Here is a 25,059-nt window from a genome sequence, read left to right on the forward strand (position 1 = left end):
ATGCGCACGTCTCCCCCCGCGAAGAAACACACCTGGAACGTGCCCGAAGTCATCCAGACCTCCGCCATGGACTGTGGCCCGGCGGCGCTCAAGTCCCTGCTGGGCGGAATGGGCGTCTTCCTCCACTACGGTCACCTTCGTGAAGTCTGTCAGACCACCGTCGATGGGACCTCCATCGACACGCTCGAGTCCATCTGCTCGCACCTGGGCTTCAACGCCGGGCAGCACGTCGTCCCGCTGGATCATCTCTTCCAGCCGGGCGTGGATCTGCTCCCTGCCATCCTGGTGACACGCCTCCCCAGCGGAGCGCCCCACTTCATCGTGGTCTGGAAGCGGGTGGGCGGCTTTGTTCAGATCATGGATCCGGCCTCCGGCCGGCGGTGGGTCCGGGCGGCGCGGCTCGTCGAGGACACCTATCTCCATTCCCTGGCGGTCGCCGCGGAGGACTGGCGGTCCCTCGCGCTGGCGGCAGGCTTTGAAGCCGCGATGCGCAGCCGGCTCCGTCGGCTGGGAGCCACCCTGCCGGAAGCGGACCGGCTCCTCACGCGCGCCCGTGATGACGCCTCCTGGTATGCCATGGCCTCGCTCGACGCCGCCACGCGCATGGTGACCTCCCTGGGGGGAACGACCGAGCGCGTCCAGGCCCTGTGGGAGCTGGCGCGCGCGCCAGGGGTGACCGTCTCGGATGTCATTCCCCCCATGTACTGGTCGGCGAAGCCGATGCCCGTGGAGGAGGGGGAAGACGAGGCCGTGCTCATGTCGGGGGCGGTGCTGCTGAAGGTGCGCCCGGCCACCGCGGTGGCGGACGGCACCGCTCCCGCCGCGGCACCGGACAGGGCTTCGCTGCCTCCGGAGCTGGCCGCCGCCCTCTCCGAGCCCCCCGCACGGCCCGGGCAATTTCTCTGGGAGCAGCTGCGGACAGAGGGCATCGGTGCGTTGCTGGCCCTGGGAGCCGGGCTGGTCCTGACGGCAATGACCCTGGTGGTCCAGGCGCTGCTGTTCCGAGGTCTGATCGACCTCGTATCCCTGCTGGGGACGCCCCGGGAACGGGCAGGCGCGATGCTCGCGGTCGTGGTCTTGCTGATGGCCATGATCCTGCTGGAGTGGCCGGTGGCCGCGGCCCTCAAGCGCGTGGGGCGCGGCCTGGAGGTCCGCCTGCGCATCGAGCTGTTCAAGGTGCTTCCCCGGCTGAGCGACCGGTACTTCTCCAGCCGCCTCAGCTCCGACATGGGGCACCGCAGCCACCAGCTCCACCTTGTCCGCAACCTGCCCGAGCTCGTGGGGCGCACGGCCCGCGACGTGCTTGAGTTCACCTTCATCGCGAGCGGTCTCATCTGGCTCGCCCCGTCCCTGGCCCTCCCCGTGCTCACGGCGGCGGCCCTGGCCATCGCGGCGCCGCTGCTGCTCCAGCCCATCATCCGGCAGTCGGACCTGCGCGTCCGCACCCACTCCGGTGCGCTCGGGCGCTTCTACCTGGACGCGTTCCTGGGGTTGATGCCCATTCGCACCCACGGCGCCGAGCGCTCCATGCTGCGCGAGCAGGAGCGCCTGCTCGTGGGCTGGTCCCATGCCTCCCGGTCGGTCCTGTCCGCGTCGCTGTTCACCGAGGCCTTGCAGGCGCTGGTGGCCGTGGCGGTCGCGGTGTGGCTGTTCGTGAGCTACCGGAGCCATGCCCAGACCACCAACGCCAATGTCCTGCTGGTGGCGTTCTGGGCGCTGCGCGTTCCCGTGCTCGGGCAGTCCATCGCGGCTTCGTCCCGCGAGTACCCTGTCCATCGCAACGTGCTGATGCGGGCGCTCGAGCCCCTGGGGTCCGGAGGCTCCGCGGCGCCAGTCACACGCACGCCCGCCACCGCCAGCCCGGCGCCTTCCACGGGCGCCGACATCCGGCTGGAGCAGGTCGAGGTACGCGCCCTGGGGCATACGTTGTTGTCGGACCTCACCCTGCACCTGCCAGCGGGGTCGCACGTGGCGGTGGTCGGTCCCTCGGGCGCGGGCAAGTCCACACTCGCGCACCTGCTGCTGGGACTCCAGCAGCCCGCCACCGGGACCGTTCAGGTGGATGGGCAGCGCCTGGAAGGGGCCCATCTGGAGCAGTTCCTTCCCCACGTCGCCTGGGTGGACCCCGCCACCCAACTCTGGAACCGCTCCCTGCTGGAGAACCTCTCCTACGGAGCCCCGACGCATGTCCCCTCCGCGCTGGGGGAGCTGCTCCAGCAGGCGGAGCTCCTTTCGGTGCTGGAGCACCTGCCCGAAGGCCTGCAGTCCCCCCTGGGAGAGGGAGGCGCCCTCGTGTCTGGAGGAGAGGGCCAGCGCGTGCGCCTGGGGAGAGCCATGCACCGGACAGCAGCGCGGCTGGTGGTCCTGGACGAGCCCTTCCGCGGGCTGGATCGCGAGCGGAGACAGGCGCTCCTGCGCAAGGCCCGGGCCTTGTGGAAGGACACGACGCTCCTGTGCGTCACCCACGACATCGAGGAGACGCGGGAGTTTCCCCGGGTGCTCGTCATCCAGCAGGGGCGCCTGGTCGAGGACGGCGCTCCGGACGAACTGTGCGCCCGGCCCACGTCCGCCTACCGCCAGCTGCTCGAGGGGGAGGTCCGCTCTCAGGAAATGCTCTGGAACGACCCTGACTGGCGCCGGTGGCGGATGGTGGATGGCCACATCCAGGAGCGTGACGGAGCAGGGCCATGAGCGATGCACTGGGCACGGCCGTGTGGCCCGCCAGCCGCGCCACGGAGGCCCTCCAGGTCCTCGCACGAATGGCTGGGATGGAGCTGCGCACGGTCGCGGCGCCCGCGGCCCCCGCGTGGCTGGAGACCTGCGACCCCGACACCTTCCATGACTGGCTCGTCTCCAGCTCCGAGTGGTTTGGTGTCGACGTCGAGCGGCTGGGGACCCACTACGGCGAATTCGACCAGCTCCTGTCGAGCGCGGGCCCCGCCCTGCTCAAGCTCCCGGGCTCCCAGACGCAGCTCCTGGCCCTGGTGGGACGCAAAGGCCGTCAGCTCCGGCTCCTGGCGCCGGACCGCTCCATCCACCTGTGCTCGCTGGAGGAGGTGCGCTCGCGCGTGTGCGCGGACATCGAGCAGATGCCCGCCGAGCGGGTCGAACGCATCCTCACGCAGGGCAACATCGGCCCGGAGCGCCGGGAGCAGGTCCGCCAGCAACTGCGCATGGAGCTCTTGCGCTCCTTCCGCGTCGAGCGTTGCTGGTTCATCCGCAGCCCGGCCTCCGCCCCCTTGCTGCGCCAGGCCCGACAAGCCGGGCTCTTCCGTTACCTGGGGGCGCTGCTGTCCCTCTATGCCGCCCAGGGTGCGCTCGCGGTCGCCTCGTGGTGGCTGCTGGGACTCATCCTGACGCAGAACGATGCGTCCTCTGGCTGGCTGTTCGCGTGGGCCCTGGCGCTGGGCAGCATGGTCCCCCTGCGGCTGCTCTCGGTCTGGTGCAGCGGGACCCTGACGCTGCTCGCAGGCTCCATGATGCGGCGGCACCTGCTGGCGGGCGCGATGAACATGGCCCCCGAGGACGTCCGGCGGCAGGGAATCGGCCATCTGATGGGCACCACGTTCGAGACGGAGAACCTGGAGGTCTTCCTCCTGAACGGGACCCTCCAGGCCTCCTCGGCGCTCCTGGAGCTGCTCGTGGCGGCGGTGCTCCTCTCCGCGGGCGCCGGAGGCCTGTGGCAGAGCGGATTCCTGCTCCTGGCGATTGTCGTCGCGGCCGTGCTGGGGCTCCTCTTCTACCGGGCCCGGAGCCACTGGACGCGCGCGCGCCTGTCGCTGACCCATGGCCTCATCGAACGCATGCTGGGCCACCGCACCCGACTGATCCAGGAGCGGCGGGAACAGTGGCACCACGGTGAGGACCAGCTGCTGTCGCGCTACGTGGGCGCCAGCGCTCAGCAGGAGCGGAGCGAAGTGCGGCTCACCTCGCTCCTCCCACCCATCTGGTTGTGCCTGAGCATCGCGGGCCTTGCAGGACCCTTCATTTCCGGAGCCGACCCCCTACGACTCGCGACGGGGCTGGGCGGGCTGCTGCTGGCCTATCCCTCGCTGCGCAAGCTCACGTTCGCGATGCTGGACCTGGCGGCGGCGGCCAGCTCCTGGCGCGAGGTCCAGCACGTCTTGCAGGCCAACCGCCGGTCCATGCCTGGCGGCGCTCCAGAGCAGGTGGTCGTGCCGGGAACGGCGGAGGCCGCGCCCCGCACACTCATCGACGCCAGCCATCTGTCCTACCGCTACGAGCGCCGGGACCACAGCGTCCTGAGCGACGTCAGCCTCACCATCCAGACCACGGACCGCGTCCTGCTGGAGGGGGCGTCAGGCGGAGGCAAGTCCACGCTGGCGTCCCTGCTCGCGGGCTTGAGACACCAGACCACGGGGCTCCTGTTGGTCGAGGGGCGCGATTGGAAGACCCTGGGGCCGCGCGGCTGGAGGGCGCGGGTGGTGGCCGCGCCCCAGTTCCACGAGAACCACGTGTTCACAGGCACCCTCGCCTTCAACCTCCTGATGGGCGGTGAGTGGCCCGGCCATCCCGAGGATCTGCAGCGGGCCGAGGCGCTCTGCCATGAATTGGGGCTGGGGGAGCTGCTGCAACGCATGCCGGGAGGACTGCACCAGCTTGTCGGAGAGACGGGCTGGCAGCTCTCGCACGGGGAGCGCAGCCGGGTGTTCATCGCGCGGGCGCTCCTGCAACGCGCGCCGCTGGTCATCCTGGATGAGAGCTTCGCGGCGCTCGATCCTTCCACCCTGGAGCAGGTGATGGGCTGTGTTCGCCGCCACGCCCGTTCCCTGCTGGTGGTGGCCCACCCATGACGAGCCCCCGCCCCCTTCAGCCCATGAGCCCTCGCATCGCCGAGCTGGAACGGCGGCTGTCACAGGGCGAGGACCAGGCACTCCGCGTCTTCTGGGAGGACCTGCGCGCGAACGGGAGCCCCCTGGTGGAGTCGCTGGACGACGGTTCCCAGGAGGTCCTGCTCACCCTCGTCTGGCGACAGGATCGCGAGGTGCGCAACCTCACCATCGTGCCGGGCCTGCGGCATGGCTGGCAGCCGCATGAGAACCAGATGGAGCGGTTGGGCAGGACCGACCTCTGGTACCGCACGTATCGGGTTCCCAGGGACCTGCGAACGACCTACTGCCTGTCCCCGGACGACCCACTGCTCAGCGTGGCAGGGCTTTCGCCGGAACAGGAGACCGCCTATTTCCAGGAGCGGTTCGCCGCATGGCGCCTGGACCCGCTCAACCCGCTCCAGTTCCAGCTCGTGCCAGGGATTCCTCCGGTGTCCGTCATCGAGCTGCCCGACGCCCCCGCGCAACCCTGGCTCCTCCCGCGTGAGGGAACGGCCCGGGGCGAGGTGGAGTCCTATGCCTTCACCAGTGAGCTGCTCGGCGATACGCGGAACCTCTGGGTCTACCGTCCTCCCACCCAACCCACGGGGGAGCGCCCTGGCCTGGTGGTCCTCCTGGACGGCAGCGCCTATCTCCGTCTGGGCATGGCAACGACGCTGGACAACCTGATTTCGGAAGGGCTCATCCCACCCGTGACGTGCGTCATGGTGGAGCAGCTCCACCGGAACCAGGAGTTGCCATGCAATGCGCGCTTCAGCCACTTCCTCGCGCGGGAGCTGGTCCCCTGGTTCCAAGAGGAGCTCGGCCTGTCGGAGGCCCCGGAAGACACCGTCATCGCAGGCTCGAGCTACGGCGGGCTGGCCGCCGTCTTCTGCGGCTTCGGACACCCGGATGTCTTCGGGCGGGTCCTCTCCCAATCCGGCTCCTTCTGGTGGGCACCCGAGGGGGACCCGGAGCCTGAGTGGTTGACCCGGCAAGCGGTTCATCGGCCCGCACCGGGCCTCCGCTTCTATCTGGAGACGGGCCGTCTGGATTCAGGCCCCACGCCAGGCCACGGCCCCAGTGTCCTCACATCCAATCGGCACCTGCGGGACGTTTTGCAAGCAAAGCAATATGACGTCAGCTACCACGAGTTCTCGGGCGCTCACGACTACGTGTGCTGGCGCGGAGGAATCGCGCATGGGCTCATCAACCTGACTGGAAATTCACACCCAAAGGCAGCGCCAAGGTTCAACAAAGACTCAGCCGAGTGAACGAGCACCTGCGGCACGAAAACCACACTTCACATGATTTTCACGGCTGATTTGCTTTTCACCCAGAGCAAAGGCAACAATCAGTCCTGCTCATCCCCTCTCATTCATCCAGGATGGGCCAACCCGAGGAACACACAATGGACCAGAAGATCTCGTTCGAGCTGTCCTCCGAGGAGCAGAAGGCCATCAACGCCAACAAGAGCAAGAAGGTCACCGTGACCGGTGGCACCCGTATGCAGACGGGCGTCCGCGCGGGTCCGGTCGCCGGCGACGAGGGCTGCATCTTCTTCGCCCGCAATGCGCCGTTCGCCGCCTAGTCGCAGCGCGTCCAGAAGTTCCTGATTGAAAGGGGATGTGCCCGTGAACATGCTTGCAGAACTCATCATCCAGCGACTGCACGAGCGGGGTCAGTTTGGTCCGCTCGAGCATTACAGCCGGTGCCTCCGGTCTGCATTCGGGGCACATCCCCCTCCCTACTCCCAGGCCTGGTACGGCAAGCGGTTCCGCGAGCACGCCCATGATCCGCAATGGCTGGCAAACTGTCTCGTCGACAATGCCGCCACAGAGGGCTGGGGCGCGGGAAAGCTCTGGGAGCTCGCCGGGCGTGCCTCGGTGAACGAGGACATCGCCGGCATGATTCGCTCGCATGCCGCGGACGAGGCCCGTCACTCACACATGTACTCGGGCATGGTGAATCTGGTCTTCCGGGGTTCGGTGTCGCCCGACGTCCGCGAGACGATGAACAAGTTCTCACCCGACTTGAAGACGCTGGAGCAAACCACCCTGCCAGCCTTTTCCGAGCAGGAGCTGGTGGACAACCTCCTTCAGATGAACGTGGCGGAGATCCGCACGCTCGTGAACCAGATGCTCACCCGGCCCGTCGCGCAGACCTTCTGCGTGGAGTCCTCGCGGGAGCACGTCGGCAAGCTGTTGGACACGCTGATGAGCGATGAAGTCAGCCACGTGGGCTACACCGCGAAGCTGATGGACGACGCCCTGGCGGGAAAGCACGGGGAGTTCGTCTGGGACATCGTCAACACCCGGCTCATGCAGTTCAACGAGCTGACCCTGGCGGAGGTAGGACGGCCTCCCAGTGAAGCGGGCGGCATGTCCGCCTGAAGTCGCCGGTTCCCACTGTCACTGCCGACGCGCTGGCGCGCCCAGCGTCGCGCGTCGTCGCATCACCACGGGCTCACCTCATGGACACAGACATTTTGTTCCTGTTGAAGCCTGACTTCCAGGATGCAGGGGACGAGGCGCGGTACTTCTGTCCCTCCTGCGCCTATGTCGAAGGCGTGCTTGGCTTCTATCCCCGCCTGCGGGACGTCGTGCAGGTGCGCTACGTAGACTACGCCCGGCCTCGTCCAGCGATTGTCGAACTGCTGGGCGAAGGCAACCAGGGATGCCCTGTCCTGGTGCTGGCCCCCCACTCCAGGACCAACAAGCCTGAATGGGTGCGGGAGCATGGCGCCCACAGGTTCATCACCGACAAGGTTGCCATCAGCCAGTACCTCGCTGAGCAACATGGCGTGGGGATTCCGCACTAGCACTGCTCAGCTAGTTCAGCATTCCCTCAAGCGCTGGAGAGGGCATGATTCCGTTCTCAATCCTCGACCTCTCGCCGATCATGCAAGGAACCACCCCGGCGGATGCCTTCCGCCGCACCCTGGACCTGGCTCAGCATGCCGAGCGATGGGGCTACAACCGCTTTTGGTTGGCTGAACACCACAACACCCTGGGCATCGCTTGCGCCGCTACCTCCATTGTCATTGCTTACGTCGCGGGAAGCACTTCGAGGATTCGTGTAGGGGCGGGCGGCGTCATGTTGCCCAACCATTCGCCCCTGGTCGTAGCGGAGCAGTTCGGGACCCTGGCTTCGCTCCACCCAGGGCGGATTGACCTGGGATTGGGGCGCGCACCTGGAACAGACAAGGTGACGGCACAAGCCCTTCGTCATTACGTCGAGGGCGCGAACAACTTCTCAGCTGATGTGGCGGAGCTTCACGCGTACTTCCAGCCGCCGCAGCCAAGCCAGGCGGTGCGAGCCGTCCCCGGCGCGGGGATGGAAGTGCCCTTGTGGATCCTCGGAACCAGCTTGTTCAGCGCGCAATTGGCCGCGAAGCTGGGCCTGCCCTACGCATTCGCTTCTCACTTCGCGCCCGGGCAGATGAGCGATGCGCTGGACACGTACCGCAACGAATTCCAGCCCTCGCCTCAGCTTGGCAAGCCCTACGTGATGTTGGGGCTCAACGTCTACGCCGCAGACGAGGACACCGAAGGAGCGCGGCTCTTCACCACGCTCCAGCAGCATTTCACCTACCGTCGGCGCAAGGCGGACGCGCCCTTCCCGCCTCCTGCGGACAATCTCGACGCGTTCTGGACGACCGAGGAAAGGGAGGTCGCGGAACAGGCCTTCTGTTGCTCCGCAGTCGGCGCACCCGATACCGTGCGCCAGCACATCGAAGAGTTCATCGAGTTGGGCCAGCCCGACGAATTGCTGCTCACGTCCCAAATCTATGACCACGCCGCACGGCTCCATTCTTTTGAAATCGCGGCTGGGATCCTGACCCGTCTCAACGCGTGAGGGCCGCCATCGCGGCGGCCATCACCTGCTTCACCGGCACGCCCGCGGCCCGGGCCAGCCGGACGCAGTCGTCGAACTCCGGGTGCGCGTTGAGCACCCGGCCGTCGCGCAGGCCGCGCTTCACGCGGACCTTCCCCCAGGGCGTCTCCACCTGCACGAAGTCGCGCTCCAGCGCGTGGCGCTCCACCCGGTGGTAGCGCACGCCCAGCGACGTGGACTCACTCAGGAGCGCGTCCACCACCGCCTCGCGCAGGCCGCCCTCCACCAGCGCGCCCAAGAGGTGCGCCGGCCGGCCCTTCTTCATCACCACCGGGGCTACCCACGCGTCCTTCGCGCCCACCTCCAGGAGCCGCTCCACCAGGTGCGCCAGGAGCTGCGGCGTGGCGTCATCCAGGTTCGCCTCCACCACCCACAGCCCTTCGGTGGCCTGCGCCTCCACGCGGCCCAGCGACGCGCGCAGCACGTTGGGCCGGTCACGGAAGTCCTTCGTCCCCACGCCGTAGCCCACCTTCTCCACGATGAAGTCCGGCGGGTGGCCAATCCGCGTCAGCACCTTGAGCAGCGCCGCGCCCGTGGGCGTCGTCAGCTCGCCCACGCCCTCGAAGCGCACGGGCACGTCGCGCAACAGCTCCAGCGTCGCGGGCACGGGAATGGGCATCTGGCCGTGCGCCACGCGGATGGTGCCGCTGCCCAGCGGCGGCGGCGCGGCGTGCACCTCCGGGTCGCCCAAGAGCTCCAGCACCACGGCGGCGCCGCAGATGTCCACGATGGAGTCCACCGCGCCCACCTCATGGAAGTGGATGGCGTCGATGGACACGCCGTGCACCTTCGCCTCGGCCTCGCCGATGGCGCGGAACACCGCCAGGGCCCGCGCCTTCGCGCGCTCCGGCAGCGTGGGCGCGGACTCAATCAGCTGGCGGATGTCCGCGTAGGCGCGGTGCGGGTGCGCCTCCTTCGCGTCCAGCACCACGTCCAGGTGCGTGCCGCTGATGGCGTGGCGCACCGCGCGCGACACCGCCAGCTTCCAGCCCGGCACGTTGAGGCCGGACAGGGCCTGCGCGATGGCGTCCGGCGACACGCCCAGGTCGATGCCCGCCGCCAGGAACATGTCCCCGGCGATGCCGCCCACGGGCTCCAGGTAGAGGATGCGTCGCATGGCGTTTCAGCTCCGGCCCTTGGTGCGGGAGATGAGCGCCGCGTAGAAGCCGCCGCCAAACCCGTTGTCGATGTTCATCGTGGCCACGTTGGAGGCGCACGAGTTCACCATCGAGAGCAGCGCGGAGATGCCCCCCAGGTTCGCGCCGTAGCCCACCGACGTGGGCACCGCCACCACGGGGATGCCGACGAGGCCGCCCAGCGCGCTCGCGAGCGCCCCCTCCATGCCCGCCACCGCCACGGCGACGTGGCACTCCTGGATTTCGTCACGCCGGCGCAGGAGCCGGTGGATGCCCGCCACGCCCACGTCGTAGACGCGCCGCACCTCCGCGCCCATGGCCTCCGCGGTGAGCGCGGCCTCCTCCGCCACGGGGAGGTCGCTGGTGCCTCCGGTCACGATGGCCACGCGGCCCGCCTTCACCTTGCGCTGGGGCAGGTGGAAGATGCGCGCCACCGGGTGGTACTGGCCCTTGGGGAAGCGCGCGACGAGGACCTCCGCCTTGTCCGGCTGCAGGCGCGTCACCAGCACCGTCTGCTTGCGCTCCACGAGCGCGCCCACGATGCCCAGGATCTGCTCCACCGTCTTGGGCTCGCCCAGCACCACTTCCGGAAAGCCGAACCGCAGGTTGCGGTGCGTGTCCACCGTCGCGTAGCCCAGCTCCGCGTACGGCAGGTCCTTCAGCTTGCCCACCGCATCGTCCAGGCTGACCTTGCCCGTCTTCACCTGGCCCAGCAGGGCCCTGAGCGCCTTCTCGTCCATGGGCGAGCGGTCTACCCCAGCCGCCCCCGGTCCTCCAGGCGGACGACAGGCGGTGGACTACAGGCCCAGCCGGGACAGCAGCGCCTGGGCGCTCCCGCGCTCCAGCACCAGCAGCATCTGGCCGCCCAGGTTCGTGGGGCCCGTGGCGGAGAAGCGCGCCGCCAGCACCACGCCCGGCCCCGGCTCCACGTCGCCCAGCACGCCCGCCAGCACCGGCCGCACGGGCCCCCGCTGGAGGTGGGGCACCGAGGGCAAGAGCCGCCAGCCCGTCAGCCGCCCGATGGCGGACAGGCACGCGCTGGCGAGGATGTTCGCGGCCTCCGCCAGGGCGCTCTCGCGCTCCTCGGGGGACGCGGGGTGGCCTCGCACGAGCGCGGACTCCAGCGCCTGCGCGTCCACGGACGGCAGCGTGAGCACCAGCGCGCCGCGCAGCTCGCCCGTCATGCCCAGGCGCACGGCGACGGCCGGGGCGTCGTCCACGAAGAGGGCCGGGCCGTGGGCGGCGTCCGTGACGCGCACCTCGGGGACGGACAGGTCCACGCGGCCACCCACGAGCCGGGCCAGGGCGTTGGCGCCATGTCCACAGCCGATGTTGGCCACCTCGCGCAGGGCGTCGAGCTGCGCGTCACTGGGCAGGGGGGGGCTCACGCGGTCAGTAACCTCGGGACGTCCAGGATGAACACGGGACGACCGCTGCCCAGGATGGTCACGCCGGACAATCCCGGCAGCAAGTCCAGGGGGCGGGACAAGGGTTTGAGTACGACTTCCTCCTGCCCCAGGAGGCGATCCACCGCCAGCGCCACCTTGCCGGTGCCGGCGTCGCCCTCCATCACCACGAAGGGCCGGAAGCCCGGCCTGGGCGCGGCGGGCACGCCCAGGAGCACCTCCAGGGCGTGCACCGGCAACAGGCCGTTGCCGTGGGGCAGGAGCGCCGTTTCACGGCTCCTGCTCAGGGCCTGCGGATCCGCCTCCGTGGCGCCCACCACCTTGGCGATGGGCAGGCCGAACACTTCCTCGCCCACCTCCACCAGAAGCAGGTGCACCACGGCGACGGTGAGCGGCAGGCGCAGCGTGAAGACGGTGCCCCGGCCGCGCTCGCTGTCGATTTCGAGCGTGCCGCCCACGCTCTCCACCACGCGCTTCACCGCGTCCATGCCCACGCCGCGGCCGGAGATGTCGGTGATGTCCTTGGCGGTGGAGACGCCCGGCAGGCACGACAGGAGGAACGCGTCCCGGTCCGCCATGCGCTGGGCGGCGTCCTCGGTGATGAGCCCGCGCTTGAGCGCGGAGGCCTTGAGCTTCGCGGGGTCCATGCCCCGGCCGTCGTCCTCGATGTCGATGATGACGCGGTCGCGGGCGCGGCGCACCGTGACCGTGACCCGGCCGCGCGCGGACTTCTTCGCGGCCAGCCGCTCCTCCGGCGACTCCAGGCCGTGGTCGATGCAGTTGCGCAACAGGTGCAGCAGCGGATCCGCCAGCTCGTCGAGGATGGCGCGGTCCAGCTCGATTTCGGCGCCGGTGATGACCAGCTCCACCTCGCGCTCCTTGCGGCGGGCGAGGTCGCGCGCGGCGCGGGGCAGCCGGTCGGTGATGAGCGACAGCGGCGTCATGCGCGCGCTCATGACCTTGTCGTGCAGGTCCTTCACCAGCGTGTGCAGCCGGTAGACGCCCTCCTCCAGCGCGGGGCGCGTGTTCTCCGGCAGCACCTTGCCCACCTCGCGCAGGCGCGCGGTGGCGAGCATCAGCTCCCCCACCGTGTCGAGGAAGTAGTCGAGCAGCTCCGTGCGCACGCGCACCGTGCGCGAGCCCGCGTCGGTGTTGGCGCCCCGCGTGGGGTCCGACGCGGGCGCGGCGACGGGGAGCGGGGGCGGCTCCGGGACGGAGGGGGTGACGGAGACGACCTCCACCTCGGCCACGTTGCGCAGGGCCGTCTGGATGCCGGCCTCGCCCACGCCGGTCTCCACGTCCACCTGGATGTAGCCGTCGGGGATGCGGCCCGCCTTGAGCTCCTCCAGGGGCGGCCGCAGGTCCACGAGCGTGCCCAGGGTGGACAGCCGCTTGTGCACCAGGAACGCGCGCACGCCGGGCACCTGGCAGGTGGGGGAGATGCGCAGCCGCACGGACCAGCGGGGCGCGGCGGGCTTGCCTTCCGCGACGCTGGTGACGGCCTTGAGGCCCGTGGCCAGCGTGGCCACGGAGGCGGAAGGGTCGCTCTCCGGCACCGCCGCCAGGGACCGCGCGACGGGGGCGCCGTAGAGGGCCTCCGGGCCGCTCAGGTCGCGCGGCGGCATCAGCGTGGCCGGCGGCATCACCGTCAGCGAGGAGGGCACCGCCGCGACGGATGCGCCCACCGGAGCGCCCGTCCCCGGCGCCCCGTTGCTCCCGGCCGCTCCCGGCCCCACCGCATCCGAACCCGAGGCCCCCGAAGCGGCTGCCGCCGTGCCCGGCGCGCTCGCGAGCGCCGACGCGGAGGTCGCCCCTCCCGCCGCGCCAGGTCCCGGAGCTCCCGTCGCACCGGCGCCCGAGGTGCCCGCCGCGCTGCCCGGAGTCCCCGCGCCCGACACGCCCGGCGCCGGTCCGGCGGAGCCTCCCGGCGTCCCTGGACCCGAGGCGCCCGAAGGCCCCTCTCCTCCCCCCGACCCTTCCCCGTCATCTCCGGAAGGGGCCGCGGGCTTGAGCGCGTTGACGTGGGCCACGCGGGTGGCGGCGGGGGCATGCCCGGTGAGCGCCTCCACGCGGGTGCCCAGCTGCTTGAGCAGCCCTTCGGCCAGCTCCGGTTCGCGGTTGGACGCGACGGCGCGCACCTGGGCCGTGAGCGTGTCCGCGGCGTTGAGCAGCAGGTCCACCAGGTCCCGGTCCAGGAGCTTGCGGTCCTGCCGCACCGCGTCCACCAGGTCCTCCACCCGGTGCGCCAGCATCGCGATGGGCTCGAAGCCCATGGACGACGCCATGCCCTTCACCGAGTGGGCGTGCCGGAACATCGAGTCCACGGTGCTGGCGGTGGCCTCGCGCTCCAGCGCCACGAGGTCCCGCCCGAGCGCCTCCAGGTGCTCGGTGGCCTCCGAGATGAAGAGGCCCAGGTACCGGGACATGTCCATCGTCATGAGCCGGCACCTCCTTCAGGCGGACGGGACCGCGACCCGGGCGGGCGCGGCCCCCTTTCGCGCCGCTTCAGGCCTCGCCCAGCACCTTCTTGACGACCGCCAGCACGTCCTCCGCCCGGAACGGCTTGACGATGAAGTCCGAGGCACCCGCCTCGATGGCCTCCATCACCAGGCTCTCCTGTCCGAGCGCCGAGCACATGATGACGACCGCGCTGCTGTCGGCCTTGATGATTTCCCGCGTCGCTTCGATGCCGCTCTTGAAGGGCATCACGATGTCCATCGTCGTGAGGTCCGGCTTCAACTCCTTGAACTTCTCCACGGCCTCCAGGCCGTTGGCCGCCTCACCGACGACCTCGAACCCTCCAGACGCAAAGATGTCCTTGATCATGTTGCGCATGAAGATGGCGTCGTCGACGACCAGCACCCGCTTAGCCATGTGAAGAACTCCGCCTCCGTTTCAGGCCTAGAGGGAGCGCACCCTATCACCGGCCGTTTCCGGGGGGCTACTCACTTGGAGGGAGTGAACAAGGCAACGACCGCCGCATCAAGTCCTTCCGGATCCAGCACGGTCACTCCCAGACCGCCCAGGCGGGCAACGCCGCGAACCGCGGGCATGACCTTGCCCGGGGCCGCGCTCACGCGCTCCACCGCCTCGATGCCGTCCACGTCCGTCACCAGGAGGCCCAAATCCCTCCGACCCCGGTCCAGTAGCACGACACGGCACAGGGGCGTGGGGCCTTCTGGCAGGTGCAAGAGCTGCCGCAGCTCCACCACCGTCACCACCCGGCCGCGCAGGTTCATCACGCCGGTGATGGCGGGCGGGGCGCGGGGCACCCGCGTGTAGCGCTCCGGGGGCACGACGACCTCCCGGACGGCCGACAAGGGCAACCCGTAGCGTTCCTTCTCGACCCGGAAGATGACGTGCCGCACGGTGAAGGCCCTTGGGCCGGGGGCTCAGGGCCCCAGGCGGAAGCTGCGCACCACGCTCTGCAGCTCCACGGAGAGGTTGGTCAGCTCGCTCGCCAGCGACGTCATCCGCGACACCGCGGCCGTCTGCTCCTGGATGACGGCCTGGATGGCCTCCGTGGAGCTGGCGTTGTTCTTCGCCACGAGCTTGATCTCCTCGATGGCCTTCACCATCTCCTCGCTGCCCTTCATCTGCTCGCGGGTGCTGTCGGAGATGAGCGTCACCTTCTCCGCGCCCTTGCGCGCGGTGTCGGTGATGGCCCCCATGGAGCGCATGATGTCGGTGAGGTCCTCACGGCCCTCCGCCAGCTCCGCGATGCCTTCCTTCATGGCGCTCACGACGGAGGTGGACTGGCCGGAGATGTCGCGCGCCAGGCGCGAAATCTGCTCCGCGGAGCGGCCCGCGCTCTCCGCCAGCTTGCGCACCTCGTCCGCCACCACCGCGAAGCCGCGGCCGTACTCGCCCGCGCGCGCCGCTTCAATGGTGGCGTTGAGGGCCAGGAGGTTCGTCTGCTGCGCCACCTGGGTGATGGCGTCGACGATCTTGGAGATTTCCTGCGTCTTCTCGCCGAAGGCGAACACCTGCTGGCTGGCGGACTCGATGCGGTTGAAGACCTTCTTCACCTTGTCGCCCGCGAGCCGCGCCGCCTTGGAGCCGTCCTCCGCGCTGCTGCTGGTCTCCGCGGACGTGCGGGCCGCGTCCAGCGCGCTCGCCGCCGTGCGCTGGATGCTGCCGGCCATCTCCGTGATGACCTTGGAGGCCTGGGACACCAGCTGGGACTGGGTCTCCGCGCCGCTGGCGATCTTCTCCATCGACGAGCCCACTTCCTCCGTGGACCCGTTGACGTTCTCCGCGCTGCGCTGAAGGTCGATGGCGGTGTCCGCCACGCTCTTGGCGGTGTCCTGAATCTTGCCCACCAGCTCGCGCAGGTTCTCCTGCATGCGGGAGATGGCGCCCGTCAGCTCGTCGATTTCGTCGCGGGTGCTGTGCACCTCCGCGGCCACGGGCTTGGACAAATCCCCCTGGGAGATTTCGAAGGCGGACCGGCTGAGCACCTTCACGCGGGTGACGCGCGCCAGCAGGGACGGCAGGAACGTGGCGCCACCGAAGGTGATGAGCACACCCACGCCCACCCGGATGATGAAGCTCCAGTGGCCCCAGGACGCGTCGAAGAGGCTCTCCGTGCAGAGCAGCCACGTGCCCAGCAGCAGGCCCAGCAGGATGTAGCCGGTGGTGATCTTCCGGTGCAGGGACTGCTCGCGGACCACCTTGGGACCCTCGACGGCGCGCAGCAGTCGCTGCACCGGCTCGCGTCGGGGGGTGAGGCCAGAGGGGGGGTCGTCGCGAAGGGGGCGGCGCACGGAGTGCTTTCAGCGGGAGGGGCGGAAAACAGCCCAGGGGTTTAGCCTTGCTGTCCGGTACGGGTCAATCATCCGACCGGATCTGCCTGCCTGACCGGGCGAAGTGATCGAATCCCCGGGGAGGGGTCAGAAGGCGCCCCCCTGCGTCGTGAACCCGCAACGTTCTCTCCCGGGTGAGCATACCGATGCGCGTCACCGGCTGCCCGGCGCGGGCACACGCCCGCTCGAACGCCTGCATGCGTGGAGGTGGGACGGCGAGCAGCAGCTCGTAGTCCTCCCCTCCCCTCAGGGCACCCTCCGGGCCCAGCGCCGCGCGCACGGCGGGCGACAGGGGCAGCCGGTCCAGCTCCAGCTGCGCGCCCACCCGGGACGCGGCGCACAGGTGCCCCAGGTCCTGGGCCAGTCCGTCCGACACGTCCATGCCAGCGGAGGCGAAGCGCGCGGCGAGCCGTCCCAGGGCGACGCGGGGCTCCGGGCGGCGCTGGCGCTTCACGGCCGCGCCCCGGCGGACCCCGGCCTGGAGGTGCTGGAGGCCCAGGCGCGCGTCGCCCAGCGTGCCGGAGACGTAGAGGAGGTCTCCGGGCCTGCCGCCCGCGCGGGTGAGGGGCGGCCGGGACAGCTCGCCGGTGACGGTGAGGGTGACGGACACCTCGCGCGAGGAGGTGAAGTTGCCGCCCACGAGCATGATGCGGTGCTCCTTCGCGAGCGCGGCCATGCCCCGGCCCAGCGCGGACAGCTCGCGGACCGGGAAGTCCCCAGGCAGCGCGAGCGCGCAGACGAACCAGCGCGGCGTGGCGCCCATGGCGGCCAGGTCCGACAGGTTCACCGCGAGCGCCTTGTGGCCGATGTCGGCGGCGGAGAACGTCGCGCGGGTGAAGTGCACGTCCTCCACCACGGCGTCGGTGGTGACGCACAGCGCGCCCTTCATGGGCGCGAGCACGGCGCAGTCGTCCCCCGGGCCCACCGGCACCCGCGCGCGCGGGAAGCAGGCGAGGAAGCGTTGGATGAGGTCGAACTCGCCGGGCATGAGGGGTGAGAGAGACCACGCCCGCGCCCGGTGACGCAATGCTGACCAGCGAACCAGCGGGCGGGAGCGGGCCCCATTGCGTTGACGGTGTCGGACCGCCCAGGCATAGGACAGGGAGTGCCCTCTTCCGTCCCCCCCATGGACCTGCGCCGCCGGCTGGTGACGGAAGCGCTGGGGTGTGCGCTGCTGGTGGTGGCGCTGGAGGGTTCGCACCACGTCGCGGAGCACCTGGGCGCGAGCGCCACCGAGGGACGCCTCTTCATGTCCCTGTCGTGCGGCGCGGTGCTGGCGTGCCTGCTGTGGGTGCTCCGTCCGCTGTCGGGCGCGCACCTGAACCCCGCGCTCACCTTCGCGGACGCGCTGGGGGACAGGACGCCCTGGCGCGAGGTGCCGCTGTACGCGCTGGCGCAGCTGTCCGGCAGCCTGGTGGGGCGGCTGGTGGCGCACCTCATGTGCAACGAGCCGCTGCTGCTCACCTCGAAGTTGCCCGCGGCGGACGGGGCCCGGTTCCTCACGGAGATGGTGGCCACGTTCGGGTTGCTGGTGGTGGTGCGCGGCTGCGTGCGCACGCGTCCGTCGGCGATGCCGCTGGCCATCGCGGGGTACGTGGCCGCGACGGTGTGGTTCACGGACTCGCGCTCGCTGGCGAACCCGGCGCTGGTGCTGGCGCGCGCGGCCAGTGCCCACCTGGGCGTGATGAGCCCGTGGGAGGTGGAGTCCTTCATCGCGGCGCAGCTGTTGGGCGCGGCGCTGGCGGTGTTCCTCTTCCGGTGGCTGCTGGGCGGCACGCCCCGGCCCGAGGCCACCGCCGTGGAGACGGTCGTCTTCGAGTGCGCGGAGGCAGGGCCCGCGCACCTGGCCGCCGCCCTCTTCAACGCGCTGGCGCACCCGGACCGGGCCCGCGCGGTGGTGTCGCCGCCTCCGGGCTCGGGCCTGGATGACGGGCCGCCGCTGGCCGTGGCGACGCTGATGCGCGAGGCGAACCTGCGCGCCGCGCCACCGCGCGACCGGAGCGTGCCCGCGTCGCACTACGTCCTCATCGACGTCGCGGGCCAGGCGCCGGGCATGGACGCACGCGTGCGCGAGCGCTGGTCGCTGCCCACGCTGTCACTGAAGGACGAGTCCGGCGCGAAGGCGCTTCAGGCGGCGCTGCGGCCCAAGCTGCACCAGCTCCTCGCGCGCCAGGGCTGGGAGCGGCTGCACGTCGTCAGCGGCGGCCCCGCTCCGGAAGGCCCCCGCGCCCTCACCTGACGCGAGCCCGCTGATGTCTAGAAGCGGTCCGGCTCCGGCATGGGCGGCGCGGCGGACAGCCCCCGGTCCTGCATGGGCGGGTGCAGCGGCAGCTGGACGATGAAGCGCGAGCCGTGGCCGAACTCGCTCTCCACGCGCACCCGGCCGCCGTGGCCCTCCACCAGGCTCTTCACGATGGCCAGGCCCAGCCCCGCGCCGCCGAACTCGCGCGTGGAGCTGCCGTCCACCTGGTAGAAGCTCTGGAAGATGCGCTCGAACTCCTCGGCGCGGATGCCCACGCCGGTGTCCTCCACGCTGATGCGGTAGCCAGGCACGCCCAGCTCCTGCTGCATCGCCGCGTCCGACAGCGACACCTTCACCCGGCCGCCCGCGGGCGTGAACTTCACCGCGTTGGCCAGCAGGTTCACCACCACCTGGCGCAGCTTGTCCAAGTCCCCGGCGAGCCTCGGCTGCGGCGTGTGCGGCAGCCGCACCTCCAGCTCCAGCCCCTTGCGCTGCGCCTGCGGCAGCACGCTGGAGACGGCTGTCTGGATGACGTAGCCGGGGTCCACCGGCGCCATGGACAGGCGCAGGCGGCCCGCTTCAATCTGGCTCAGGTCCAGGAGCGAGGAGATCATCGAGAGGAGCGTCTCGCCCTTCTCCACGATGGTGCGCACGTACTGGAGCTGCTCCGGGTTGAGCGGCCCCGCCAGCCCCTCCGCCATCATCTCCGAGTACCCGAGGATGGACGCGAGCGGCGTGCGCAGCTCGTGGCTCACCGTGCCCAGGAAGGTGGACTTCAGCCGGTCCAGCTCCTTGAGCCGCGCGTTCGCCTGGAGCAGCCGCGCGTTCTGCGCCTCCAGCTCGCGGTGCACCTCCAGCGTGGACTCCAGGTGCAGGTGCGTGGCCAGGTACGCCTTCTGCCCGCTGGCGACGAGCGCGCCCAGCACCTGGCCGAAGTGGCCCAGCACCTGCGCGGCGGTGCGCTCCGGCACGCGGCGCACGCGGCCCAGGAGCTCCTGCGCGCGCTCCAGGTCCAGCCCCTGGATGCCGGTGAGCGTCTGGGGGAAGTCCGTCAGCTCCTCCGGCGTGAAGGGCCCCAGGATGACCCGGCCCAGCAGGTCGCCGTCCCAGCGCACCGGCATCACCACGTAGCGCAGGCCGGTGAAGCAGGTGAGCGCGATGAGGCCCGCCGCTTCCGACACGTCGCCGTCCGCCACGCGCCCGCCGGCCTCCGGCAGCACGGGGCCGTCCTTCACCCGGCCCACCATGGCGGTGCACGCGTGGCGGCCATCCGGGAAGGAGAAGACGTAGGCGCAGAAGTCGCCGTGGCCCACCTTCACGTCCGCCAGCTTGTTGCCGCGCGTGTCCAGCACCTTGATGCCCACGCGGTACAGGTCGCTGAAGCCCTTCACCACCTCCGTGAAGGACGGCAGGTCCAGCAGGTCCCCTAACGACAGCCGCCGCTGGAGCGCGGACTCGCGCCGGGGCGCGCTCACGGTGTTCCGGGGTCCTCCGCCTGACGCGCCGCTCATGGCGCCCTCCCGCTCTCCCTGCCGCCGGGAATGGAGCCAGGCCCGTAGCGCCCCTCCAGCTCCGTGCCGCTCAGGTCGATGTGACGGAAGATCTGCCCCAGGAATTCCTCTTCGCTGAGGCCCACGTTGCGCGACAGCTGCGCCCGGCCCTCCAGCGCGCGCCAGGCCGTCTGCACCACGGCGTGGAAGGTCTCCACCACGCCCTCGCCTCGCACGGCCACGGAGCCCACCACCGGCTGGCTGCCCCGGCGCTGCACCTCCGCCAGCTCCGCGTCCGTCAGGCTGTCCGGCAGGTCGCGCTTGTTGAACTGGATGACCACCGGCACCTGCGTGGGGTCCAGCTCCATCTCCCGCAGGTTCTCCTGGAGGTTGCGCCAGTAGGCGTTGTTCTCCTGGGACGCGTTGCGCCGGCTGTCCGCGATGAAGACCACCGCGTCCGCGCCCTGCAGCACCACCCGCCGCGTGGCGTTGTGGATGACCTGACCGGGCACGGTGAAGAGCTTCACCTTCACCTTGAAGCCCGTGGAGGTGGAGAAGAAGACGGGCAAGAGGTCGAAGAAGAGCGTCCGGTCGTCGTGGGTGTCCACCGACAGGAGGCGCCCTCGCACGTCCGGCCGCGCTCGCGCGTGCAGCTTGCGCAAGTTCGTCGTCTTCCCGCTGAGCCCGGGGCCGTAATAGACGATCTTGAGCGTCAGCTCGCGCTGGGCGTGGTTGAGTTGCAAGGGGCAGAGCTCGGACCGAGGGGGACCCGGACAGGGGTTTTATAATGGCCTCACGTCCCGCGCGGAAGGCCGCTCGCAGTCCAGACAGCGAGACGGGACGCGTCTTCCCGGAATGACGCTCTCTCGCGTGGCGTTTCGAGAGATTCCTGCTCCCCGCCTGGGAGGAGGACGTCTCCCCACACGGAAAACAGGACAATGCGCGCGGAATGATCGCGTGCATGGGTACGGGGGGACCGGTTAGGATCGCGGACGCGACGGAGGAGCAAGGCGATGACGATGAAGCAGGTGGACCCTGGCGTCGAGGTGGCGGCCCCCACGCCGGTGCTGGAAGGAGCGACGCTCCCCAATGATCTGGTGAACGGGGTCAAATTCGGTCCGCCCACCGACGAGGACCTCACCACGGTGTCGGCCCTTCGCGCCAACTCCGAGCCCTGGAAGGGGCGGGGTGAGAGCCAGGAGGAGAGCCTCAAGGCCCTCACCCAGCTCAAGCCCTTCCTCCACGTGGCGCGGATCCAGAACCAGGTGGTGGGCTACGTGACGGTGGAGCGCGACGGCCCGGTGCCGGGCGCGGCCTACCTGCGCAACATCGTGGTGAAGCCGGAGCTGCGGCGCCACGGCGTGGGCGCGATGCTGCTCGACAAGGCGCTGGACGCGGCGCGTGACATGTACCGCAAGACCATCGCCCTGCGCGTGGACCCCGCGAACGCGCCCGCGGTGGGCTTCTACCGCAAGGCGGGCTTCACCACGGTGGCCACGGTGGTCTCCAAGAAGTCCGGCAAGCTGCGGCTCCTGATGTCCCGCGAGCTGTAGTCCGCCGCACCCCACACACCGGCTGTACCCGACGGGAGGGGCCCTCACACGGCCGCTCCCGTCGTGCGTTGGGGGGCATGCCCCCAGGGTGACCTGGGGCGCGGCGGTCGACTATCCTCGGCGGAGTTTCCACCCCGCCGGGCCTGACGCACGGCAGCGGTGGGGCCTCCCCCCGAATGAAACCGCTCGCAGAGCTGCTGCGTCATCTGTCGCGTCCTGGAATCACCGAGCTGGCCCTGGCCAGCGGCCGTCCCCCGATGGTGCGCGGCGCCACCGGGTACGAGCCCGTCGATCCCGGCGCCCTCTCCACCGATGATCTCGTGAAGGCCCTCCAGGCGATGGTGGGCATGGCGCGCGCGTCCACGGTGTCGGAGACGCCCGTGCAGTGGACGGTGAACGCCACCGGCCTCGGTTCCATCTCCATCGCGGCGGTGCGCCGGGGCGAGCTGATGAACGTGCGCCTCACGCGAGGCGCGGAGGGTGCGGCGCAGGCCGCGGCTCCCGCGGCGGCCGCGGCTCCGGCGGCGGCTGCCGCGCCCACGCGGACGCCCTACGCGGGAGTCCCGGCGGTGTCCGCGCCCGTGCCCGCGCGGACGCCCGCCGGCCCCACGCCCGGGGAGGCGGCCGCACGAGCCGCGCAGCCCGGTGGGTTCAGCGCGGCGGACGCCTCCCGTGCGGCCCCGGCAGGAGGCGTGTCACCGGCCGGCGCCCCCGCGCGTGGCGTCCCCGGCGCCGCAGCCCCCCAGGCGGGCGCGGCGGCCCATCCGGCCGCGACCTCGAATCCCCCCGCGCGGGTCATCCCCATCTCGCGCACGACCTCCGCTCCGGGGCGCGACCTGGCGGTGCTGCTGGAGCAGGCGCGCAGCATGAACGCCAGCGACCTGCACCTGGTGGCCGGACGGCCTCCGCTGCTGCGCATCGCCGGGGAGCTGCTGCCCCAGGACACGCCGCTGTCACCGGAGACGGTGGAGCGGCTGCTGCTGCCCATCGTCCCGGAGCGGCTGCGGCACGTGCTGGAGAGGGACGGCAGCGTGGACTTCGCGCTGGACTCCGAGGACACCGGCCGCTTCCGCGTCAACGTGGGCCGCCAGCGCACGGGCCTCAAGGGCACCTTCCGCCTCATCGCCCGGGAGATCCCCACCCTGGAGTCGCTGGGCCTGCCCCCGGACATCGCCAAGGCCACGCACCACCACCAGGGCCTCATCGTGCTCACCGGCCCGTCCGGCCACGGCAAGACGAGCACGCTCGCGGCGCTGGTGGACATCATCAACCGTGAGACGACGCACCACGTGCTCACCGTGGAGGACCCGGTGGAGTACGTGCACCCGCGCAAGCGCGCCCTCATCAGCCAGCGCGAGGTGGGCACCAGCACCCGCACCTTCGCCAGCGCCCTCAAGGGCAGCCTCCGCGAGGACCCGGACGTCATCGTCGTGGGCGAGCTGCGCGACACGGAGACCGTGCGCATGGCGCTCGCCGCCAGCGAGACGGGCCACCTGCTCATCAGCACCATGAACACGCCCAGCGCGGCGAAGACCATCGACCGGCTCATCGACCTCTTCCCGCCGGGGGACCAGCAGCAGGTGCGGCTGTCGCTCTCCAGCGGCCTGCGCCTCATCGTCAGCCAGCGGCTGATGCCTGCCACGGACGGCAAGTCCATGGTCGCCGCCGCGGAGGTGCTCACCGGCTCCGTGGCCCTGGGCAACCTCATCCGCGACAACAAGACCTATCAAATCCCCTCCCTCCAGCAGCGCGGCAAGTCGCTGGGCATCATCCGCTTCGAGGACTCGCTCGCGGACCTGGCGCGCTCGGGCAAGGCGACGCTGGAGACCGTGAAGGGCTTCGCGGAGAACCCGGACGAGATCGAGGCCATGGTGACGGGCAGGAGGCCCGGCGCCGCTCCCACCGTGCCCCCGCCCGCCTCCGCCCAGGAGGGCGCGCGGATGCTGTCCAAGGTGGGCTCACTGCTTGGCAAGAAGGGCGCCTGACATGACGGACACCCCTCGCATCGCGACCTGGTTCGACGTGCTGCTGGACAGGAAGGGCAGCGACCTGCACCTGGGCGTGGGCTATCCGCCCCTGGGCCGCATCCGCGGCGAGCTCGTGCCCCTGCGTGACGAGCCCCTCACCTCCGAGGAGCTGGAGTCGCTGCTCTTCGAAATCTGCTCGCCCGAACAGAAGCGGCAGATCGTGGAGGAGCTGGACCTGGACTTCGCCTACGGCTACGGCACCAAGGCCCGCTTCCGCGCGAACTACTTCTACAAGATGACCGGCATTGGCGCGGTGTTCCGCACCATCCCCAGCAAGGTGCTGTCGCTGGAGGACCTGAAGACGCCGGAGGTGGTGCGCAAGCTGGCGGACCGCCGCAGCGGCCTGGTGCTGGTGACGGGCCCCACGGGCTCGGGCAAGTCCACGACGCTCGCGGGGATGATCAACCACATCAACAAGACGCGCGCGTCGCACGTGCTCACCATCGAGGACCCGGTGGAGTTCGTGCACGAGTCGCTCAAGGCCCAGGTCACCCACCGCGAGGTGGGCCCGCACGCCTCCAGCTTCGCCACCGCCATCCGCTCCGCCGGCCGCGAGGACCCCAACGTCATCCTCATTGGCGAGCTTCGCACCAACGAGACCATGAAGCTGGCGCTCCAGCTGGCCAGCTTCGGCGTGCTCGTCTTCGCCACGGTGCACACCAACAGCGCCCCCGCCACCATCGACCGCATCATCAACGCCTTCCCCGCGGACGAGCAGGGCCAGGTGCGTGGAATGCTCGCGGAGTCGCTGGCCGGCATCGTCGCCCAGCAGCTCATCAAGACCGCGGACGGCAAGGGCCGCGTCGCCGCGCTGGAAATCCTGGTGGGCGGTCCCGCCATCGCCGCCATGATTCGCGAGGGCAAGGTGTTCCAGATCGCCTCCAAGATGCAGGCCGGCCAGAGCGTGGGCATGCAGACCCTGGACATGCACCTGGAGCGGCTGGTGAAGGACGACGTCATCGTCCCGGACGCCGCCCTGGAGAAGGCCCAGGACAAGGAGAATTTCGTGAAGGTCATCCAGCGGCTGAAGCCGGACTGGCAGGTGCCGGAGACCCTGAAGGCCTGAGCCGCCCCCCTGGGAGGTGAAGGAATTTGCATTCACCCCCCGACTTCGCATTTGTTCGGGAGTGAACGTGGACCCGCCCACCGAGGTGGGTCCCGATACTTCCGAGGGGGAAGTCATGGATCAGCAGCAGCTTGAGATGATGCAGCAGATGCAGGACCAGCAGGCGGCGGGCCCGGGTCCGCTGTTCTGGATCTTCTACCTGGCCTTCATCGGCCTGGTCGTCGCGGGCATGTGGAAGACGTTCACCAAGGCCGGCGAGCCGGGGTGGGCGGCCATCGTGCCGTTCTACAACCTCTACGTGATCACCAAGATTGTCGGCCGTCCGGCCTGGTGGGTGGTGCTGGCCATCCTGCCGTGCGTGAACATCATCGCGCTGTTCATCCTCAGCATCGACATGGCGAAGTCCTTCGGGAAGGGCGTGGGCTTCGGCATCGGCCTGGCGCTGCTCGGTCCGGTCTTCTACGCCATCCTCGGCTTCAGCGACGCGCAGTACCAGGGCCCGGCCGCCGCCTCCGGTGGCGTGGCCGCGGCGTAGTCGTCCCCCACGGCTTTCTGGCCGTGAACGGCGGCGGTGGAGTGGCCTTCCGGTCGCTTCACCGCCGTTCGTG

The 25,059-nt window shown here is 70.4% G+C and carries 22 protein-coding genes; 12 read left to right on the forward strand and 10 right to left on the reverse strand.

Features of this window, described 5'->3' with window-relative positions; genetic code table 11:
- The 7 genes from NR792_RS23170 (at nt 1) to NR792_RS23200 (ending at nt 8,687) form a co-directional block, all read left to right on the forward strand.
- Nucleotides 1-2,691: an ATP-binding cassette domain-containing protein gene (locus NR792_RS23170; protein WP_375754852.1), complete on the forward strand. Its 2,691-nt coding sequence runs from the start codon at nt 1-3 to the stop codon at nt 2,689-2,691.
- Entirely contained in the window at nt 2,688-4,814 is a 2,127-nt protein-coding gene (locus tag NR792_RS23175; RefSeq protein WP_375754853.1) for an ATP-binding cassette domain-containing protein, read from the forward strand. The genes NR792_RS23170 and NR792_RS23175 overlap by 4 nt, the downstream gene beginning before the upstream one ends.
- The gene (fes, locus tag NR792_RS23180; RefSeq protein WP_375754854.1) at nt 4,811-6,103 is read left to right on the forward strand and encodes an enterochelin esterase; all 1,293 of its coding nucleotides are present in this window, start codon (nt 4,811-4,813) and stop codon (nt 6,101-6,103) included. The genes NR792_RS23175 and fes overlap by 4 nt, the downstream gene beginning before the upstream one ends.
- Before the next feature lie 137 nt (nt 6,104-6,240).
- On the forward strand, nt 6,241-6,420 hold the full coding sequence (locus tag NR792_RS23185; RefSeq protein ID WP_375754855.1) for a hypothetical protein: 180 nt from the start codon (nt 6,241-6,243) through the stop codon (nt 6,418-6,420).
- A 49-nt stretch (nt 6,421-6,469) separates the two neighbouring features.
- Complete coding sequence (locus tag NR792_RS23190) at nt 6,470-7,222, forward strand: ferritin-like domain-containing protein (protein ID WP_375754856.1); 753 nt, start codon at nt 6,470-6,472, stop codon at nt 7,220-7,222.
- Between the two features lie 80 nt (nt 7,223-7,302).
- Nucleotides 7,303-7,650 (forward strand): DUF3088 domain-containing protein, encoded by a 348-nt coding sequence (locus NR792_RS23195; RefSeq protein WP_375754857.1) that lies wholly within the window; start codon nt 7,303-7,305, stop codon nt 7,648-7,650.
- Between the two features lie 44 nt (nt 7,651-7,694).
- Nucleotides 7,695-8,687 (forward strand): LLM class flavin-dependent oxidoreductase, encoded by a 993-nt coding sequence (locus tag NR792_RS23200; RefSeq protein WP_375754858.1) that lies wholly within the window; start codon nt 7,695-7,697, stop codon nt 8,685-8,687.
- On the opposite strand, the gene larC is transcribed toward NR792_RS23200, so the two are convergent.
- The 8 genes from larC to thiL all read right to left on the reverse strand — a co-directional run bounded on the left by larC (nt 8,677) and on the right by thiL (nt 17,061).
- On the reverse strand, nt 8,677-9,843 hold the full coding sequence (gene larC / locus NR792_RS23205) for a nickel pincer cofactor biosynthesis protein LarC (protein ID WP_375754859.1): 1,167 nt from the start codon (nt 9,841-9,843) through the stop codon (nt 8,677-8,679). The two genes, NR792_RS23200 and larC, sit on opposite strands and share 11 nt — an antisense overlap.
- A gap of 6 nt (nt 9,844-9,849) precedes the next feature.
- Nucleotides 9,850-10,602: a nickel pincer cofactor biosynthesis protein LarB gene (larB, locus tag NR792_RS23210; protein ID WP_375754861.1), complete on the reverse strand. Its 753-nt coding sequence runs from the start codon at nt 10,600-10,602 to the stop codon at nt 9,850-9,852.
- Nucleotides 10,603-10,659: 57 nt separating this feature from the next.
- Nucleotides 10,660-11,250 carry a chemotaxis protein CheC gene (locus NR792_RS23215; protein WP_375754862.1) on the reverse strand — a complete coding sequence of 197 codons (591 nt, stop codon included), beginning with the start codon at nt 11,248-11,250 and terminating at the stop codon, nt 10,660-10,662.
- Entirely contained in the window at nt 11,247-13,706 is a 2,460-nt protein-coding gene (locus tag NR792_RS23220) for a chemotaxis protein CheW (RefSeq protein ID WP_375754863.1), read from the reverse strand. Before NR792_RS23220 ends, NR792_RS23215 begins: the two co-directional genes overlap by 4 nt.
- 67 nt (nt 13,707-13,773) lie before the next feature.
- Complete coding sequence (locus NR792_RS23225) at nt 13,774-14,142, reverse strand: response regulator (RefSeq protein ID WP_014400067.1); 369 nt, start codon at nt 14,140-14,142, stop codon at nt 13,774-13,776.
- Between the two features lie 71 nt (nt 14,143-14,213).
- A complete protein-coding gene (locus NR792_RS23230; RefSeq protein WP_120524690.1) occupies nt 14,214-14,636 on the reverse strand; it encodes a chemotaxis protein CheW in 423 nt (140 codons plus the stop codon).
- 24 nt (nt 14,637-14,660) lie between these two features.
- Nucleotides 14,661-16,034 (reverse strand): methyl-accepting chemotaxis protein, encoded by a 1,374-nt coding sequence (locus NR792_RS23235; RefSeq protein ID WP_375754864.1) that lies wholly within the window; start codon nt 16,032-16,034, stop codon nt 14,661-14,663.
- Between the two features lie 64 nt (nt 16,035-16,098).
- Nucleotides 16,099-17,061 (reverse strand): thiamine-phosphate kinase, encoded by a 963-nt coding sequence (gene thiL / locus NR792_RS23240; RefSeq protein ID WP_375754865.1) that lies wholly within the window; start codon nt 17,059-17,061, stop codon nt 16,099-16,101.
- Between the two features lie 117 nt (nt 17,062-17,178).
- On the opposite strand from thiL, the gene NR792_RS23245 reads away from it, so the two are divergent.
- On the forward strand, nt 17,179-18,312 hold the full coding sequence (locus NR792_RS23245; protein ID WP_375754866.1) for an aquaporin: 1,134 nt from the start codon (nt 17,179-17,181) through the stop codon (nt 18,310-18,312).
- A gap of 17 nt (nt 18,313-18,329) precedes the next feature.
- Here the strand turns inward: NR792_RS23245 and NR792_RS23250 are convergent, their stop codons facing one another.
- Nucleotides 18,330-19,826 carry an ATP-binding protein gene (locus NR792_RS23250; protein ID WP_375754867.1) on the reverse strand — a complete coding sequence of 499 codons (1,497 nt, stop codon included), beginning with the start codon at nt 19,824-19,826 and terminating at the stop codon, nt 18,330-18,332.
- Nucleotides 19,823-20,548, reverse strand: coding sequence for an ATP/GTP-binding protein (locus NR792_RS23255; protein ID WP_375754868.1), 726 nt, complete (start codon nt 20,546-20,548; stop codon nt 19,823-19,825). The genes NR792_RS23250 and NR792_RS23255 overlap by 4 nt, the downstream gene beginning before the upstream one ends.
- Before the next feature lie 270 nt (nt 20,549-20,818).
- On the opposite strand from NR792_RS23255, the gene NR792_RS23260 reads away from it, so the two are divergent.
- The 4 genes from NR792_RS23260 (at nt 20,819) to NR792_RS23275 (ending at nt 24,986) form a co-directional block, all read left to right on the forward strand.
- A complete protein-coding gene (locus NR792_RS23260) occupies nt 20,819-21,358 on the forward strand; it encodes an N-acetyltransferase (RefSeq protein WP_120605084.1) in 540 nt (179 codons plus the stop codon).
- Nucleotides 21,359-21,534: 176 nt separating this feature from the next.
- Nucleotides 21,535-23,343, forward strand: coding sequence for a type IV pilus twitching motility protein PilT (locus NR792_RS23265; protein ID WP_375754869.1), 1,809 nt, complete (start codon nt 21,535-21,537; stop codon nt 23,341-23,343).
- Between the two features lies 1 nt (nt 23,344).
- The gene (locus NR792_RS23270) at nt 23,345-24,451 is read left to right on the forward strand and encodes a type IV pilus twitching motility protein PilT (RefSeq protein ID WP_338277930.1); all 1,107 of its coding nucleotides are present in this window, start codon (nt 23,345-23,347) and stop codon (nt 24,449-24,451) included.
- Between the two features lie 115 nt (nt 24,452-24,566).
- A complete protein-coding gene (locus tag NR792_RS23275) occupies nt 24,567-24,986 on the forward strand; it encodes a DUF5684 domain-containing protein (RefSeq protein ID WP_375754870.1) in 420 nt (139 codons plus the stop codon).
- Nucleotides 24,987-25,059 lie beyond the last annotated feature (73 nt).

Origin of the sequence: Corallococcus exercitus (assembly GCF_042231735.1) — a bacterium.
Lineage (GTDB): Bacteria > Myxococcota > Myxococcia > Myxococcales > Myxococcaceae > Corallococcus > Corallococcus exercitus_B.